15 protein-coding genes are annotated in these 16,135 nt (G+C 69.7%); 12 read left to right on the top strand and 3 right to left on the bottom strand.

The window, feature by feature from the left end; all coding sequences use genetic code 11:
- Positions 1 to 597: 597 nt before the first annotated feature.
- A complete protein-coding gene (locus ACWD5F_RS24790) occupies positions 598 to 1,635 on the bottom strand; it encodes a zinc-dependent alcohol dehydrogenase (RefSeq protein ID WP_451257392.1) in 1,038 nt (345 codons plus the stop codon).
- 317 nt (positions 1,636 to 1,952) lie between these two features.
- Here ACWD5F_RS24790 and ACWD5F_RS24795 point away from each other — a divergent pair, with 317 nt between their 5' ends.
- Entirely contained in the window at positions 1,953 to 2,462 is a 510-nt protein-coding gene (locus tag ACWD5F_RS24795; RefSeq protein WP_451257394.1) for a MarR family winged helix-turn-helix transcriptional regulator, read from the top strand.
- Between the two features lie 58 nt (positions 2,463 to 2,520).
- Here the strand turns inward: ACWD5F_RS24795 and ACWD5F_RS24800 are convergent, their stop codons facing one another.
- Positions 2,521 to 4,293 (bottom strand): tannase/feruloyl esterase family alpha/beta hydrolase, encoded by a 1,773-nt coding sequence (locus ACWD5F_RS24800; RefSeq protein WP_451257396.1) that lies wholly within the window; start codon positions 4,291 to 4,293, stop codon positions 2,521 to 2,523.
- Between the two features lie 182 nt (positions 4,294 to 4,475).
- Between ACWD5F_RS24800 and ACWD5F_RS24805 the strand changes: the two genes are divergently transcribed.
- The 6 genes from ACWD5F_RS24805 (at position 4,476) to ACWD5F_RS24830 (ending at position 10,175) form a co-directional block, all read left to right on the top strand.
- On the top strand, positions 4,476 to 5,126 hold the full coding sequence (locus tag ACWD5F_RS24805) for a GntR family transcriptional regulator (protein WP_401711842.1): 651 nt from the start codon (positions 4,476 to 4,478) through the stop codon (positions 5,124 to 5,126).
- Between the two features lie 59 nt (positions 5,127 to 5,185).
- Complete coding sequence (locus ACWD5F_RS24810; protein ID WP_451257398.1) at positions 5,186 to 5,935, top strand: PIG-L deacetylase family protein; 750 nt, start codon at positions 5,186 to 5,188, stop codon at positions 5,933 to 5,935.
- 2 nt (positions 5,936 to 5,937) lie between these two features.
- On the top strand, positions 5,938 to 6,642 hold the full coding sequence (locus tag ACWD5F_RS24815; RefSeq protein WP_451257399.1) for a 4-carboxy-4-hydroxy-2-oxoadipate aldolase/oxaloacetate decarboxylase: 705 nt from the start codon (positions 5,938 to 5,940) through the stop codon (positions 6,640 to 6,642).
- 26 nt (positions 6,643 to 6,668) lie between these two features.
- A complete protein-coding gene (locus tag ACWD5F_RS24820) occupies positions 6,669 to 7,787 on the top strand; it encodes a 4-oxalomesaconate tautomerase (protein ID WP_451257572.1) in 1,119 nt (372 codons plus the stop codon).
- On the top strand, positions 7,768 to 8,718 hold the full coding sequence (locus tag ACWD5F_RS24825; protein ID WP_451257401.1) for a catechol 2,3-dioxygenase: 951 nt from the start codon (positions 7,768 to 7,770) through the stop codon (positions 8,716 to 8,718). The genes ACWD5F_RS24820 and ACWD5F_RS24825 overlap by 20 nt, the downstream gene beginning before the upstream one ends.
- A gap of 116 nt (positions 8,719 to 8,834) precedes the next feature.
- Positions 8,835 to 10,175: an MFS transporter gene (locus ACWD5F_RS24830; protein WP_451257403.1), complete on the top strand. Its 1,341-nt coding sequence runs from the start codon at positions 8,835 to 8,837 to the stop codon at positions 10,173 to 10,175.
- A gap of 87 nt (positions 10,176 to 10,262) precedes the next feature.
- On the opposite strand, the gene ACWD5F_RS24835 is transcribed toward ACWD5F_RS24830, so the two are convergent.
- Positions 10,263 to 10,673 carry a cupin domain-containing protein gene (locus ACWD5F_RS24835; RefSeq protein WP_451257405.1) on the bottom strand — a complete coding sequence of 137 codons (411 nt, stop codon included), beginning with the start codon at positions 10,671 to 10,673 and terminating at the stop codon, positions 10,263 to 10,265.
- 237 nt (positions 10,674 to 10,910) lie between these two features.
- On the opposite strand from ACWD5F_RS24835, the gene ACWD5F_RS24840 reads away from it, so the two are divergent.
- From ACWD5F_RS24840 to ACWD5F_RS24860, 5 genes are all read left to right on the top strand, one after another.
- Positions 10,911 to 11,474 carry a carboxymuconolactone decarboxylase family protein gene (locus ACWD5F_RS24840; protein ID WP_451257407.1) on the top strand — a complete coding sequence of 188 codons (564 nt, stop codon included), beginning with the start codon at positions 10,911 to 10,913 and terminating at the stop codon, positions 11,472 to 11,474.
- A 38-nt stretch (positions 11,475 to 11,512) separates the two neighbouring features.
- On the top strand, positions 11,513 to 13,042 hold the full coding sequence (locus ACWD5F_RS24845; protein ID WP_451257409.1) for a sugar ABC transporter ATP-binding protein: 1,530 nt from the start codon (positions 11,513 to 11,515) through the stop codon (positions 13,040 to 13,042).
- Positions 13,039 to 14,061, top strand: coding sequence for an ABC transporter permease (locus ACWD5F_RS24850; RefSeq protein WP_451257411.1), 1,023 nt, complete (start codon positions 13,039 to 13,041; stop codon positions 14,059 to 14,061). Before ACWD5F_RS24845 ends, ACWD5F_RS24850 begins: the two co-directional genes overlap by 4 nt.
- 72 nt (positions 14,062 to 14,133) lie before the next feature.
- Positions 14,134 to 15,090, top strand: a complete 957-nt coding sequence (locus ACWD5F_RS24855) for a sugar ABC transporter substrate-binding protein (protein ID WP_451257413.1) — start codon at positions 14,134 to 14,136, stop codon at positions 15,088 to 15,090.
- 17 nt (positions 15,091 to 15,107) lie between these two features.
- The gene (locus ACWD5F_RS24860; RefSeq protein WP_451257415.1) at positions 15,108 to 16,019 is read left to right on the top strand and encodes a LysR family transcriptional regulator; all 912 of its coding nucleotides are present in this window, start codon (positions 15,108 to 15,110) and stop codon (positions 16,017 to 16,019) included.
- Positions 16,020 to 16,135: the final 116 nt, after the last annotated feature.

A 16,135-nucleotide genomic window follows, 5' to 3' on the forward strand; every position in this document is an offset into this window, starting at 1 on the left:
GATCGCGTCCACTGCGCGGGGGCGGTTGGGGGGAGGGGGCTGCAGGTTGTCGAACATGAGGGTGGGGTTCCTGTCCGGGGTGGCTGCCGGGGGGGGGGCTGAGGAGCGGTGTCGGGGCGGACGGCCGGGAGCCCGTTGGTCGGAAGGTCGGTCGCGTGTCCTGTTGTGGCTTGCCCGGTGAAGGGGTCCGCCGGGCAGCGTGGGGCGCCGCCCGGACGGATGCGGCCGTGCGCAACACCGCTCAACTCTCCGACGCGAACGCCGACATAGCCGCCGCTGCGACTGCCGCCGCCGGGACAGCCGCACACCCGCCCGCGCCGCTGGTGGAGGCCGCTGCCGTGACCCGACGCAGAGCCGGCGGCGCCCCGCCTCGGGCATACGACCCCACCCCACCCCACCCCACGCCACCCAACACCGCCCCGCGAGAGGCGACCGTCGCGCCCGCCGGACCACCGTCGTCGAGTAGCCCCGCGCGGCCGTTGAGATCCCGGCGCCCGTCCCGCGGAACTCCACCGCTCCGGCACCCGCCCGCCCCACGTGCCGCACGGCACCATCCGTGGCAGACGGAAGATTCCAGAGCCGCCCCCCGGCGGAGCCCTACGCCTCGAAGGTGACGACGACCTTCTCCGCCGCCCCCGGTGTCAACGCGAGTTCGAAGGCGTGCTCGGCGTCCGTGAAGGGGATGCGGTGGCTGATCAGTTGGGCGAAACGCTCGTGGTGCTCGACGAGTTCGGGGGTGACCTCGAAGATCTCGGTGGGGTAGCCCTGGGATGCGATCAGGGTCAACTCGCTGCGCAGCATGCCCCCGAGGTCGATGTCCGCGCCCTTCTTCTGCACGGCGACCATGACGAGCTTGGCGCCCCACTTCGCGGAGTCGATCGTGGTGTTGACGACGGCCGCGACACCGGCGGCGTCGATGTAGATGTCCGTGCCGGCCCGGGGCTGTCCGAGCGCGTTGGCGGCCTGGCCGTGCAGTTCCGTCAGCCGGGCGGTGACGTCCTCCTCGGCGGAGTTGACGACCGCGTCCGCGCCGACGGCCAACGCGGTCTCCAGCCGCTCGGGGATGACGTCGGCGACGACCACGTGCTCCACCCCGCGCAGCTTCAGCCAGATCGTCGCGCCCAGTCCGATGGGCCCGGCGCCGAAGACCACGACCTTGTCGGCCGGCTTCGCCTCGGAGCGGTTGACGCAGTGCCGGGCGACCGCCATCGGCTCGTTGAGCGCGGCGACGGCGAAGGGCACGGTGTCGGGGAAGCGGGTCAGGGTCCTGCCGAGCTCGGCATCCTCCAGGAGCAGGTACTCGCTCAGCGCGCCGTGCTCGCCGCCGCACCCGATGATGCCGGACGGCACGCCCTGCGGGTTGACCACCACCCGGTCACCGACCTTCAGGTCGGTCACGTCGGCGCCCACCTCGACGATCTCGCCGGCCGGTTCGTGGCCCAGCGGGATGGAGCGCATCGAACCGTCGGCGCCCGCGGGCATACCGCCGATGTGCAGGAAGAAGGTGTCGGTGCCGCAGATACCGCACGCGCGCACCTTCATCAGGACGTCCTTCGGACCCGGTACGGGACGCTCGACGTCCACCACGGCGATGTGGTTCCGGTCGCCGGTCTTGACGGACTTCATGGTGGCCATGGAGAGACTCGCTTTCTTGAGGCACTGACGAGGGAGGCATCGGCAAGGGGAGGCACTGACAACGGGACGCATGGAAAGAGGTGTCGCCGGGCCCGGCGCCGGACGGGGGGAGTGTTCCGGCTGCCGGGCCCGTCGACCGCGCCGTACCCCGTCCCCACGGGCTCGGCGCAGGGGACCGCATCCGCTCGACGCGATCCCGGTCTGATGGACTGGTTTCCTTGACTTAGGCAAGCATGATTGGGTTACTTAAGTCAAGCAAGCAATTGTGCGGTCCGGGATATTGCTTAAGTTAGGCAAGTAGATCTAGTCTCGTCGGTATGCCCGCACCCCGATCCGCCCCGGCACCCGTCTCCGCGACCGTGGTCGAGATCGAGCAGGTCCTCAGCCGCATCACGTACTTGGTGGGCCGTGCCCGGCAGCACGAGCGGCTGATGGCGGTCGCGGGACTGGATCTCGACCGGGCCGCGGTGACGATCCTGCGGCACATCGCCGAGAGCGAGCCGCTGCGGCCCGGCGTGCTGGCGGTGCGGTTGTCCGTCGAGGCGTCCCATGTCACGCGCCAGCTAAGGCAGTTGGAGCAGGGCGGCTACGTCGTCCGCATCGTCGATCCCGACGACCGAAGGGCCCAGCGCGTCCAGCTCACCGACCTCGGTCTCGCCGCCGTCCGGCGGATCCGGGAGGCCGGCCGACAGGGCATGGCGCTGGCCCTGGTCGACTGGTCGGCCGAGGACCTGGAGCAACTGGCCACGCTCTTCCACCGGTTGACCGATGACTTCGTCGCCCACGCGGAGGACCCGTTGCCGAGGAGCGTCCCCACCGCCCGTTGACCGAGAGGCGGTACGACGAGGGGGCCCGGCGGCCCTGACACACCGCCGGGCCCGCCCGTCAGCTCTTCGACCTGCGCCGCGCGCAGCTCATGTCACGGCCGTTCGCGCTCTCGCACCACAGCTCGGTGCCGGACCTGAACGGCGCGCCCGCCCAACGGAAGGCGTCGTCGGCCGTCTTGCCCTTCGGCGTGTAGGCGACATAGCTGGCTGCGTCGTCCCGGTCGCCCGTGCCGGCGTACTTCACCTGCTGGGGATAGGGATACACCGGGCGGGTGTAGGCGGTGGAGCCGTCGCTGTCGAGCTTCGCCGCGGTGACCGCGCCGGGGGCTTTGCCGGACTCCGTCCAGTCCAGCAGCGGGGAGAGGAAGTCGACGCTCGTCGCCCCGTAGCCGCCGGCGCAGTGGAACATGCCGGGGACGGTGTAGAAGCGGTAGAACCGGTCGGCCGTCGCGCTGCCGACCGTGTCGACCACCGCCTGGCGGTAGGCGATCGAGCCGGTGGGCGGGATGTAGCCGTCGGCGAGGCCGTGCCACATGATCAGTTTGCCGCCCGACCTGTAGAAGGGGGTCAGGTCGGGGTCGGTGGCGTCGTAGATGCCGGCGAACTCCTTCATCGTCCTCTCGAAGCTCCGCTCGGTGAACAGGTCGGCGGTCAGCTCCAGTTGGGGCTTCGCCGTCCAGGTGCCCAGCCAGCGCAGGAAGCCCGAGCCGATCCGGTACATGAAGAGGTCCTTCTGCGTCTGGCCGTCCTTGGGGATGACCAGCCCCGCCCACTGCGGCTCGGAGCCCTTCGCCTCGCCGCCGGTGTAGAGGTGGGTGCCGTCCGGGGCCGTCACGCCCCGGTAGATCTTCTGTACGACGGTGACCTGCTCGGTGGTGAGGCAGTTCGCGGCGTCCTCGTCACCCGGGCACTGGAGCGTGGCCGGGTCGAAGGCACAGGCGTCCGGGTCCTGGATCGTGCCGTTGCCGATCCCGTCGTCCGCGCACCGGGCTATGACCGCCGTGTGCAGCATGTCCAGCTTGGCGGCGGGGAGGATCACCGAGCCGTCCGCGCGGAAGTCGACGGTGCCGAGGTAGGCCTCCTCGAAGCCGTTCAGCGCCGTCTGGTTGAAGGCGGGCGCGCCGGCCTGGATCCCGTCGAAGTCGTCGGGGTGGCGCTGCGCCTCCAGCAGGGCCTCACGGCCGCCGTCGGAGCAGCCCGAGTAGTACGAGTAGGTGGGCGGGGCGCCGTAGAAGGACTTCACGATCGCCTTGGCGGCGACGGCGAAGACGTGCTCGGAGCGGTAGCCGAAGTCCACCTTGAGCTGCGGGTCGGTGGCCCAGACGTCGGCGCCGCCGGTGCCGGTGTGCCCCTCGTCGTCCTGGCCGACCACGAAGGTGCCGTCGGTGAGCGGGGCGCAGCCCGCGGTGGCGGCGGGGGAGGTGGTCACGTTGACGCTGCCGCAGTAGCCGCCGCAGCCGAGCTGGAGGTAGCGCCCGCGGTAGGTCTGCGTGGGCAGGCGCAGCTCGAAGTGGATCTGCGGGGCGATGACTCCGGTGACCTTGCAGTACTCGTATTTGTTGGTGTCGCTCTTGGCCACGACCGTGGCCGCGGTGATGCCTGTGGCGGCGCCGTCGAGCCTGCTGAAGTCCTGAGCCGCCAACTGGGCGCAGGGCAGCGTGGGTTGGGTGACGGGGAGGTCCCGGCCCGCGGTGGCGGTCACGGTGGTGGGGCCGGCGGAGCTGGTGGGGGCCACCAGGACCGCGGTGACGGTGAGCGCGGCCGCGGCGACGGAGGCGAGGAGGGCGGCTCTGGTGCGGGACAGGCGGTACGGCAGGCGTGGTCGCCTCACGCGGGTTCCTCTCCGGATCATGCGGGTTCCTTTCCGGGGTGGGGCGGAAGGATCTGGGGTGGCGGCGCCGCCCCGGGAAGGTAGCGCTCCCGGCTTCCTGCGGGCAATACGGCAGACAAAATTGTTGACAATCTTGTTTGGCTAGATTTAGGTTCGACAGGCACTCACTCAGGGAGGGCACGATGCTCAAAGAAGCCCGTCCGAGCACCGGGGAGCAGGCCAAGCAGCATGCGCTCGCGCAGCTGCGGCAGGCGATCCTGCACGGCGAGATGGCACCGGCACAGCGACTGGTGGAGAACGAGCTCGCCGAGCAGTTCGGTGTGACCCGGGCCAGCATTCGTGCGGCACTCATCGACCTGGAGTCCCAGGGGCTGGTCGAGCGGATCCGCAACCGGGGTTCGCGGGTGCGGGTGGTGACCGTGGAGGAAGCGGTTGCCATCACCGAGTGCCGCATGGTCCTCGAAGGTCTGTGCGCGGCCAAGGCCGCCACCCTGGCCAGCGACGAGCAGCTCGCCGAGCTGACCGAGCTGGGCACGGCGATGACCAAGGCCGTGGCCGACGGTGAGCCGGTGACCTACTCCGAGCTCAACCAGGAACTGCACACCAAGGTCCGGGACTTCTCGGGCCAGGCGACGGCCGTGGACCTGCTGGAGCGGCTCAACGCCCAACTGGTGCGGCACCGTTTCCAGTTGGCACTGCGCCCGGGGCGTCCGCAGCACTCCCTGAACGAGCATCTGGCCATGATCGAGACGATCAGGTCCAGGGATCCGCAGGCGGCCGAGGCGGCCGTCCGCGCCCATCTCACCAGCGTGATCGAGGCGTTGCGCGACTGATCCGCGCCGAGGACACGCATGGGGGTGGGCGCTCACCTGTCCACAAGGAGATTCGAGCAATGACCCAGGCCAACGCGCCCGCCACCCCACGATCCACGCTCGTCGTCACGGCGCATGCCGGGGATTTCGTGTGGCGGGCGGGCGGCGCCGTCGCCCTGGCCGCCGCCCGCGGGGAGAAGGTCACCGTCGCGTGTCTGACCTTCGGCGAGCGCGGCGAGTCCGCCAAGGCGTGGCGGGAGGGCAGGCAGCTGGCGGAGATCAAGGCGATCCGCCGGGACGAGGCCGAGCGGGCCGCCGCCGCCCTGGGCGCCGAGGTCCGCTTCTTCGACGCCGGCGACTACCCGCTGGTCGCCACAGCCGAGTTGACGGACCGACTCGTCGCCGTCTACCGCGAGACCCAGCCGGACGTGGTGCTCACCCACCCGACCGAGGACCCCTACAACGGTGACCATCCGGCCGCCAACCGGATGGCGCTGGAGGCCCGCATCCTCGCGCAGGCCATCGGCTACCCGGGCGAGGGCGACATCATCGGCGCCCCGCCGGTCTTCTACTTCGAGCCGCACCAGCCGGAGATGAGCGGCTTCAGGCCGGAGGTCCTGCTCGACATCACCGAGGTGTGGGACACCAAGCGCAAGGCCATGGAGTGCCTCGGCGCCCAACAGCACCTGTGGGCCTACTACACCGACCTCGCCGTCCGCCGCGGCGTCCAGCTCAAGCGCAACGCGGGCCCGAACCTGGGGCTCGCCCACACCACCATGGCCGAGGCGTACATGCGGCCGTTCCCGCAGATCGCGAAGGAGCTGGCATAGCCATGGGCGGAGTGATCGTCACCAACCCGCCGAAGGCGGACGCGAAGGACGTCGACGCGCTGGCCGGCTTCGGCGTGGCCACCATCAGCGAGGCGATGGGCCGCACAGGTCTGCTCGGACCGTCGATTCGCCCAGTCCAGCAGGGAGTTCGGGTCGCGGGCACCGCGGTCACCGTGCTCGGCTGGCCCGGCGACAACCTGATGATCCACGCGGCCGTGGAGCAGTGCGGCGAGGGCGACATCCTGGTCGTCACCACCACCTCCCCGTGCACGGACGGCCTGTTCGGCGAACTGTTCGCCACCGCGCTGCACCACCGCGGGGTGCGTGGCGTCGTCCTCAACACGGGCATCCGCGACACCCAGGAACTGCGCGACATGGGCTTTCCCGGCTGGTCCCGCGCCGTCTCCTCCCAGGGCACCGTCAAGGCCACGGGCGGTTCGGTCAACGTGCCCGTCGCCATCGACGGCCAGGTCGTCCGCCCCGGAGACGTGATCGTCGCGGACGACGACGGCGTGGTCGTCGTACCGCGCGAGCAGGCCCGTGAGACGGCGGCGAAGTCGGAGGCCCGTGAGGCCAAGGAGGCCGCCACCCGCGCCGCCTTCCTCGAAGGCCAACTCGGCCTGGACCGCTACGGGTTGAGGGAGACGCTCGAGCGGCTCGGCGTCGAGTACAAGACCTATGAGGAGTACGCGGGGGAGCAGCCGTGACCGGCGGGCCCGAGGAGGTCCGCTGCATGCTGATGCGCGGCGGCACCTCCAAGGGCGCCTACTTCCTCGCCGAGGACCTGCCGCCGGACCCCGTCGAACGCGACGACCTGCTGCTGCGCGTCATGGGCAGCCCCGACCCGCGCCAGATCGACGGACTGGGCGGCGCCCACCCGCTGACCAGCAAAGCGGCCGTCGTCTCCGCCTCGGCCGACCCCGAGGCCGACGTCGACTACCTGTTCCTCCAGGTCGCCGTGGACCGCCCCGAGGTCACCGACCGGCAGAACTGCGGCAACATCCTTGCCGGCATAGGCCCGTTCGCCGTCGAGCGGGGGCTCGTGGCCTCCGGTGACGGCGAGACGTCCGTCCGTATCCGCATGCTCAACACCGGGGAACTGGCGATCGCGAGCTTCCCCACGCCGGGCGGCCGGGTCGACTACACCGGCACCGCGGAGATATCCGGGGTGCCCGGTACCGCGGCGCCGGTCGTGATCGAATTCCCGCAGGGCGGCGGCCAGTTGCTGCCGACCGGGCGCGTCCGAGACGTGATCGCCGGCACCGAGGTGACGTGCGTCGACAACGGCATGCCGGTCGTCCTGATCCCGGCCGCCGCGCTCGACGTCACCGGTTACGAAACGCCCAAGGACCTGGAAGAGGACCTCACCCTCGCCGACCGGCTCCGGGAGATCCGGCTGGCGGCCGGCAAGCTGATGGGCCTCGGTGACGTCGAGGGCGCCACCGTGCCCAAGCTCAGCCTGCTGGCGCCGCCCACGGCCGGCGGGGCCGTCATGACCCGCACCTTCATCCCGGTCCGCTGCCACACCTCGATCGGCGTCCTGGGCGCCGCGAGCGTGGCGGCGGGGCTGCTGGTGCCGGGCGGGGTGGGGGAGGGGATCGCGGACATCCCCGCACCAGCGAAGGAACCTCCGCAAAGTGACCGAATTCGCATCGAACATCCCAGCGGATTCCTAGACATCGAAACTACCGTGGCCGCCGGAGCCCAAGGTTCCGCTCCCGTGGTCCGCCGCACCGCGGTCGTACGTACCGCACGCAAGATCTTCGACGGCACGGTCTTCGCTCGACCCGCTGCTCCAACGTCCGTACCCGCACGCCCCCTTGGAGGCAACGATGGCTCCGCCGCTCGGTGACATCGCCCATATCGGCCACGCCCAGCTCTTCACCCCGGACCTGGACGCGAGCGTCGCCTTCTTCACCGACTACCTCGGGCTCACCGTCAACGGCGAGGACGGCGACACCGTCCACCTCCGGACCTACGACGACTACGAGCACCACAGCCTGGTCCTCACCGCCCGCGACCAGCCCGGCCTCGGCCGGCTCGCCCTGCGCACCTCCAGCGAGGAGGCCCTCCAGCGCCGGGTCGAGGCGGTCGAGGACGCGGGCGGCACCGGCAGGTGGGTCGAGGACGAACCCGGCCTCGGCAAGCTCTACGTCACCACCGACCCGGACGGCCACGAGCACGCCCTGTACTGGGAGAGCGAGTACTACCGGGCGCCCGACGAGCTGAAGCCCGCGTTGAAGAACCAGCCGCAGGCCAAGCCCAACCGGGGCGTCGGAGTTCGGCGCCTTGACCACATCAACTTCCTCGCCGCGGACGTTCTTTCCAGCGCCGAGTTCCAGCAACACGTGCTGGGCGCGCGGCCGACGGAGCAGATCCAGCTCAACAGCGGGCGGATCGCGGCGCGTTGGCTGACGTACACGAACAAGTCGTACGACGTCGTCTACACCGAGGACTGGACCGGTTCGACCGGCCGGCTGCACCACATCGCCTTCGCGACCGACACCCGCGAGGACATCCTGCGCGCGGCCGATCTCGCCATCGACACAGGCGTGTTCATCGAGACGGGACCGCACAAGCACGCCATCCAGCAGACGTTCTTCCTCTACGTCTACGAGCCGGGCGGCAACCGGATCGAGCTGTGCAACCCGCTCACCCGGCTCGTCCTGGCGCCCGACTGGCCGCTGATCACCTGGACCGAGGAGGAGCGGAAGAAGGGGCAGGCCTGGGGCCTGAAGACCATCGAGTCCTTCCACAGGCACGGGACGCCGCCGGTCGGCTGAGCGGTGCGCGAGAGCCACCCCCGAGCAACTGTCGATGAGATTGTTGACAAAAACGTTGACTATCCCGGGGGTGGCTCCTTAGCGTCTAGCGCACCAAGCACGAGAGGTAACCAACGATGTCCTCCTCCCCGTCCCCCTCCCTGTCCCCTTCGTCCGTCCGCGGCAGCAGACTCGCGCTGATCGTCGTCGGCCTGTGCTGGCTGGCCGTGCTCTTCGACGGGCTCGACATGTTCATCTACGGCTCGGTGCTGCCGCACCTGCTGGAGACGAAGACCTTCGGGCTCACCGCCGACCGGGCCGGCGACCTCGGCAGTTACGCCACCTTCGGCATGCTGGTCGGCGCGCTCACCGCGGGCACGGTCGCGGACCGGATCGGCCGCAAGAAGCTGATGGTCGCCTGCGTGACGCTCTTCTCGCTGGCCTCCGGGATCTGCGCGGTCTCCGGCAGCATCGAGGTCTTCGGCCTGGGCCGGACCCTCGCGGGCGTCGGCCTCGGCGGTCTGCTGCCGACCGCGATCAGCATGGTCTCCGACTACGCCCCGCGCGGCCGCACCGCCCTCACCATCGGCATGCTGATGACCGCCCACCACGCGGGCGGCATCCTGTCCGCCTACGTCGCCAAGTGGCTGGTGGATCCGGTCGGTTGGCGCGCCGCCTTCTGGGTGTGCGTGGTCCCGCTGGCCTTCGCGCCGGTGCTCGCCAGGTTCCTGCCCGAGTCGCTGAGCTTCCTGGTCGCCAAGGGACGTACCGAGGAGGCCCGCGAACTCGCCGGGCGCTACGACGTCGAACTCCCGGCCGCGGCAGGCAAGAAGACCGCCGCGGACCGCTGGGACGCCATGGTCGGTCTGTTCCGCGGCGGTGAGTGGACCCAGACCCTGCTGTACTGGCTGGCCTCCTTCGGCGGACTGCTGCTGGTCTACGGCGTGGCCACCTGGCTGCCCACCCTGATGCGCGCCGAGGGCTACGAACTGGCCAACGCCCTGACCTTCGTCGTCGTCTTCAACCTCGGCGGCATCGTGGGCATGCTGGTCGCAGGGCGTGCCGCCGACCGCTTCGGCGCCCCGCGCATCTCGGCGATCTGGTTCGCACTCACGGCAGTTGGCGTCTTCCTGCTCGGTGTCCACATGGCGCAGGCGGTGACGATGGTGGTCGTCTTCCTCACCGGCGTCTTCCTCAACAGCGCCCAGACGATGATCTACGCGACCGTCTCGATCCGCTCCACGCCCGACAACCGCGCCACCGCCGTCGGCTGGACCTCCGGCATGGGCCGCTTCGGCGCCGTCTTCGGACCGTGGCTCGGCGGGCAGTTGCTCGCGGCCGGCAACGGCGACTGGGGCTTCACCGCCTTCGCGCTCGCCGGCGTCTCGTCCATGGTCTTCATCGGCATCGCGGCACTGCGCAGCGCCAAGTCCGACACCCCGACCGACAGCGAGCGGAAGCTGGTCACCGCGCACTGAGCACGCACGGGTCATGGAACGACGGACGCCGGCCACCGCACGGGATGCGGGGCCGGCGGTCCGGCGTTCTCAACTGCCGTGCGGCGATCAGTCCTTGCCCATCTGGTCCTCGTCCGACAGGTGTTCCACCGTCTTCCCGGTCTCGGTGAACGTCCGGGTCACATAGCCCGAGGAGTACACCCACAGGATGCGCAGCGGTACGTCGCCGATGTTCCGGAAGAGGTGCGGGACCGGAGACGGGACGTAAGTGGTGTCGTACTGCTCCAACTTGGTCACCTCGCCGTCGACCCACACCTCCGCCGCGCCCTCCAGGATCGTCACGTGCTCGTCGCAGTTGTGCGAGTGCAGCGGGGCGCCGGAGCCGACCGGATAGACGCTCATCCCGCTGGTGATCCTGTTCTCCCCGCCGGCCGACGGCGTGGTGATCAGCGGCGTCGAGACGACGGCACCTCCGCGGTCCAGTGGCGGTACCGACGCGACCTTGATGATCGTGGTCATCCGGGCTTCCTCTCCGATCCTCGGGCGGCGATGTGTTGACCGACGTTAGGTCGCGCGCGGGTGAATGGGTGCCCTCCAGCGTGCAGTTTTACGTTGCAGTCCGGGAGGGGCTGAGCTTCCGGAACCCGGCTGTACGGTCTGCTCGCGTCGGACGGTTTCCCGTTCCGTGCCCGAAACGCGGCGGAAAGAAAAGGCAGGTACGGCCAGATGAGGCTCCCCGTTCTCAGCGAAGAGGAAATGGATCCGCGACAGCAGGAGCTGGCCGCCCGCATAGCCGGCCGGCGCGGTGCGGTCCGCGGTCCCTTCCGGGTCTGGCTGCACAGCCCGGACATGTGCGAACGGGCCGAATCCCTTGGTGCGTTCGCCCGATTCGACTGCAGCCTTCCCAAGCATCTGCGGGAGTTGACGCTGCTGATGGCCGCCCGCAACTGGGACGCCCAGTACTCCTGGAACGCACATGTGCACCAGGCGATCGAGGCCGGTATCCCCGAGGCCGCGGTCCAGGCCATCGCCGAGAAGCGTGAGGCCGTCTTCGACAACGCTGCGGACCAGGCCTTCTACCGGTTCTGCCGGGAGATCCTCGACGAGCACTTCGTCACCGACGAGACCTTCGCCGCGGCCCTCGCGCACTTCGGCTCCAAGGGCCTGGTCGACACCATCGGCGCGCTCGGCAACTTCACCATGCTCGGCATGTGCCTCAACACCTTCCAGGTGGACCTCCAGGCCGACAAGGAACCGCCCTTCCCCGACATCCGCGGCCACGGGCGGGTCGACCTCGTCGCCGACCGGCCGCAGCCGTGAGTTCCCTGACCGGCCCGAGCACGCAGGGAGGTGCCGCCGTGACACCGGCCGATCAGCCCGCCCCGGCCTTCGAGGACAGGCCCGCGGCCGTGCTCCGTGTCCGGGGCGTCCGCAAGAGCTTCGGCGGGGCCGCCGCCCTCAAAGGTGTCGACCTCGACCTGTACCCCGGCGAGATCCACGCCCTGATGGGCATGAACGGCGCCGGCAAGTCGACCCTCGTGCAGATCCTCTCCGGGGTCCACCAGGCCGACGGCGGCACGGTCGAGGTCGACGGACACGTCCAGCACGGAATCACCGTGCGCAGGGCGCGCCGGCTCGGCATCGCCTCGGTCCCGCAGCGCCGCGAACTGGCCATGGGCCTGACCGTCGCCGAGAACGTCCTGCTGGGCGACCTGCCCACCCGGGCCCGCGCCGTGCGCTGGAAGGCCGTCCGTGACCAGGCCCGTGCCGCCCTGCACGGGCTCGGCATCGACATCGACGTGGAGCGCACCGCCGGTTCGCTCAGCGTCGCCGAACAGACCATGGTCGAGGTGGCCCGCGAGGTCCGCCGCGGCGGCCGGATCCTGATCCTCGACGAACCGACCGCCTGCCTGAGCGCCGAGTCCGCGGACCAAATCCGGTCCCTGGTGAGGACGTTGCGGGACGAGGGCGTCGCCGTCGTCTACATCTCCCACTACATCGACGAGGTTATGGCCGTTGCCGACCGCCTCACGGTCCTGCGGGACGGGGGAGTGGTCCGCACGGCACCCGCCGCGGAGATGGACCACACGGATCTCGTACGGGCCATGGTGGGCCGCGATGTCGTCTCCACCCGGCCCGAACGCCCCGAGCCCAAGGACGAAGTCGGCATCTCCGTAAGGGGGTTGACCCACGGTCGGGCCATCCGGGACTTCACCGTCGACGTCCGCAAGGGCGAGATCGTGGCCGTCCTCGGGCCTGCCGGGGACGCCCAGTCCCGCCTGTTCGACCTGCTGTCCGGACGGCAGCGGCCCGACGGCGGTCAACTCACCGTCGAGGGACGCCCGGTGCCCTTCGGCAAGGTCCCCGCCTCGCTCGCCAGCGGACTGCGCTGCGTCACCGGCGACCGCCGCGCCCTGGGCCTGGTCCCGGAACTCTCCCTGGACGAGAACCTGATGCTCGCCGACGACCGCTTCCACCGCCGGCGCCTGCACCGCCGTACCCAACTCGCCCGGCGCGCCGCCCCGTTGAGGCGCAGCTACGGCGTCAAGGCGCTGTCCGGCAACCCGCCGGTGAGCGCGCTGTCCGGCGGCAACCAACAGAAGGTGCTGCTCGGCAAGTGGCTGGAGACCTCCCCGGCCGCCTGCTTCCTGGAGGACCCCACCAACGGCGTCGACATCGCGGCGATGGCCGACATCCACACCCTCATCGACGACCTCGCCTCCCGGGGCGTGGCCGTCCTGCTCGCCTCCTCGTCCGCCGAGGAGGTCATGCGCCTGGCCGACCGGGTCGTCGTGGTGAGCGCGGGCCGCACGGTCGCCGAGCACGACATCACCGCCATCACCCGCGACGAACTCGTCGCCACGGCCCTCGGAGGCGAACCGCAGTGAGCGTCAAGACACTTCCCGATGCCCCCGGCGTCTCCGACCGGCCCGAGCCGTCCCGCCGGTCCCGCTTCTCGCTCGCCGCGCTGCGCGACGTACCGCACGCCGGACTGATCGTCGTCCTCGCCCTCGTGGTGATCTTCACGGCCGCGCAGAGCGAGACCTTCGCCACCGACCGGAACATCATCAACGTCCTGAGCCAGATCAGCGTCAACGCGGTGCTCGCCGCGGGGCTCACGCTGCTGATGACCGCGGGCGGCATGGACTTCTCCATGGGCTCCAACGTCGCCGTCACCGCCGCGGTCGCCGCCAAGCTGCTCGCGGGCGGACACGCCACGGCGTACACAGTGGTCGTCGCGCTGCTCCTCGGCACGGCGATAGGCCTGGTGAACGGGCTCGTGGTGACGTTCACCAACGTGGCACCCTTCGTCGCCACGCTGGCCTCGGCCACCCTGCTCGACGGCGTGGCGCTGCTGGTGCACGACGGCAACACCATCTCCATCGGCACCCGGATGTTCGCGCTCGGCAACGACAAGGTGCTCGGCGTGCCCTATCTGCTGGTCGTCGCCGTCCTCGTCCTGATCGCGACCGCCCTGGTCATGCGGTTCACCGTGTTCGGCCGGGACGCCTTCGCGATCGGCGGCAACGAACACGTGGCCCGGCTCAGCGGCATCAACGTCACCGCCCGCAAACTCACCCTCTACGGCCTCACCGGCACCCTCTCCGGGCTCGCCGGTCTGATGCTGCTCTCCCGCCTCGGTTCCTCCAGCCCAGGCGGCACCGCCGGACTCTCGCTCCAACTCGCCGTCGTCGCCGCGGTCGTCATCGGCGGCACCTCGCTGGCCGGCGGCTACGGCACCGTCGTAGGCACCGCCCTTGGCCTGGTGCTCCTCGGTGTCGTCGCCAACGCGCTCAACCTCCTGGATTTCTCCAGCAATTACCAGCCGGTCTCGGTCGGCGCCGTGCTGCTCGTCGCGGCCATCGCCAACGAGATGCACAAGGCCCGTGCCAGGTCACGCCACTGAACTGCCCCGCCACCTGGACGACTTGACCCACTTGCCTCTCCGAACCCTGTCCCTCTGAAAGGGCGAAACCCCATGAGAATTTCCGTCAGTTCCCGCAGCGCGCTGCTCGTCACCGCCGTCACGACCACGCTGGTCCTGAGCGGCTGCGGCAACGACAGCGACAGTGGCAGCAGCACTTCGGGCGACCTCACCCTGGGGTTCGTCAACGGCGGTGACACCAGCTTCCACACCTGTCTGCAGAAGGCGGTCGAGGAGACGGCCAAGACGGAGGGCGCGAAGGTCTACACGGCCAACTCGCACCAGAACGCCGGTACCGAGCTGTCCAACATCGAGGACATGATCTCCCGTGATGTGAGCGCGCTGATCGTGCAGACGGTCAACGTCGACTCCCTCAAGGGCGACATAGCCAAGGCCAAGGCCTCCGACATCCCGATCTACCTCACGTCGGTGGCCACCAGCGACGTGAACGACATCCTCGGAGCGGCCGTCGTCGACCTGGGCAAGGTCGGTGCCCTGGACGCCGGTTGGGTCGCCGACGACGCCGGCGGCAAGGACGTGAAGGTCGGCATCGTCGCCGGTGCCCCGGGCGCCGCCTCCGACCTGCTGGTGAACGGTTTCAAGGGCGCGCTGCCGGCCACCGCCAAGGTGGTCGCCAACCAGCCCGGCATGTTCAATCCGGCCAAGGCGCAGGACGTCGCCGAGAACATGATCGAGGCCCAGCCCGACCTGGACTACGCGTTCGTCGCCAACGAGGACATGGCGTTCTCGGTGCGCAAGGCGTTCGACGCGGCCGGCAAGAAGGACGTCAAGATCGTCACCGTCAACGGGACCGAGGAAGGACTCGCCGCCGTGAAGGCGGGCGAGTTCTCGGCGACCGTCGCGAACTCGGCCAAGACGATCGGGGACACCGCGGTCAAGAACGCCGTCGGACTGCTCGGTGACAAGAAGGTTGACAAGATTGCCAACATTCCTCTTGTCTTGGTCACCAAGGACAACCTGAGCGAAGCGCCTCAGTACTGCCCGAAGTAGAGGGCGCGGAGGAAAACATGGATCGCTTGCTCCTCATGCACAGCTTCGTGACCGTCGCACAGGTCGGCAGTTTCAGCGGAGCCGCCAAGAAACTGGGTTCGTCCGGCTCGCTGGTGTCACGGCACGTCGCCGAGCTGGAGCGACAGGTGGGCGTCCGACTCGTGAACCGCACGGCACGCTCGGTGAGCCTGACCGAACCGGGCCTGCGGTACGCGGAATTCGCCGCCCGCATTCTGGACGAGATCGAGGCCGAGGACGCCGGCATCGCGCATCTGCACGACCGCGCCGAGGGGATGCTGAGCATCATCTGCCCGAAATGGATAGGCAGCCTCGACCTCGGCGACGCGATAGCCGCCTTTTCGGCGGCCCACCCCAAAATCCAGGTCCGTTTCGAACTCGGCGGAATGTCCGACCGTACCTATGACTTCCTGGACAGCGGATTCGACGTCGCGTTCCACACCCGGGATCTGCGCGACTCCAGCGTCCGCCTGAAGAAGATCTCCTCCCTGCCCTTCGTGCTGTGCGCGTCCAGGACGTACGTCGAACGGGAGGGCCCGCTGGCCCACCCGAACGACCTCGCCACCCGCGACTGCCTCGTGCACGTCAACGACCCGGTCTGGCGCATCGGCCACGGACACCAGAGCACCCTGCACAAGATCCGCAACATCGCGTTCTCGTCGAATTCCTACATCGCGCTGCAGAAGGCCGCCGTCCACGGCCGCGGCATCGCCCTGCTCCCGCAGCGCCCGGCCTACGACGACCTCGTCTCCGGCGCGCTCCAGGTGCTGTTGCCCGAACTGGCCGTACCGGACCGCCCGTTGTACGCGATCTACGGTCCGGGCCAGGACACCCCGCGCAAGGTCAGTGTTTTCCTGGACTTCCTCGCCGAGTGGTTCTCACAGAATCCCATCCCCGCGATGCGCGGATAACCGATACGCGGACAACTGCCGGCGGCTGTCGCAAGAAACGATTGCGCACCTCGTAGAGCTCAGGCCATTGAGGGGCGGGCGCGCGCGAACCTACGCTCACGAGGCGACCCGGAAGC

The sequence above is a fragment of the Streptomyces sp. NPDC002499 genome, assembly GCF_053595415.1.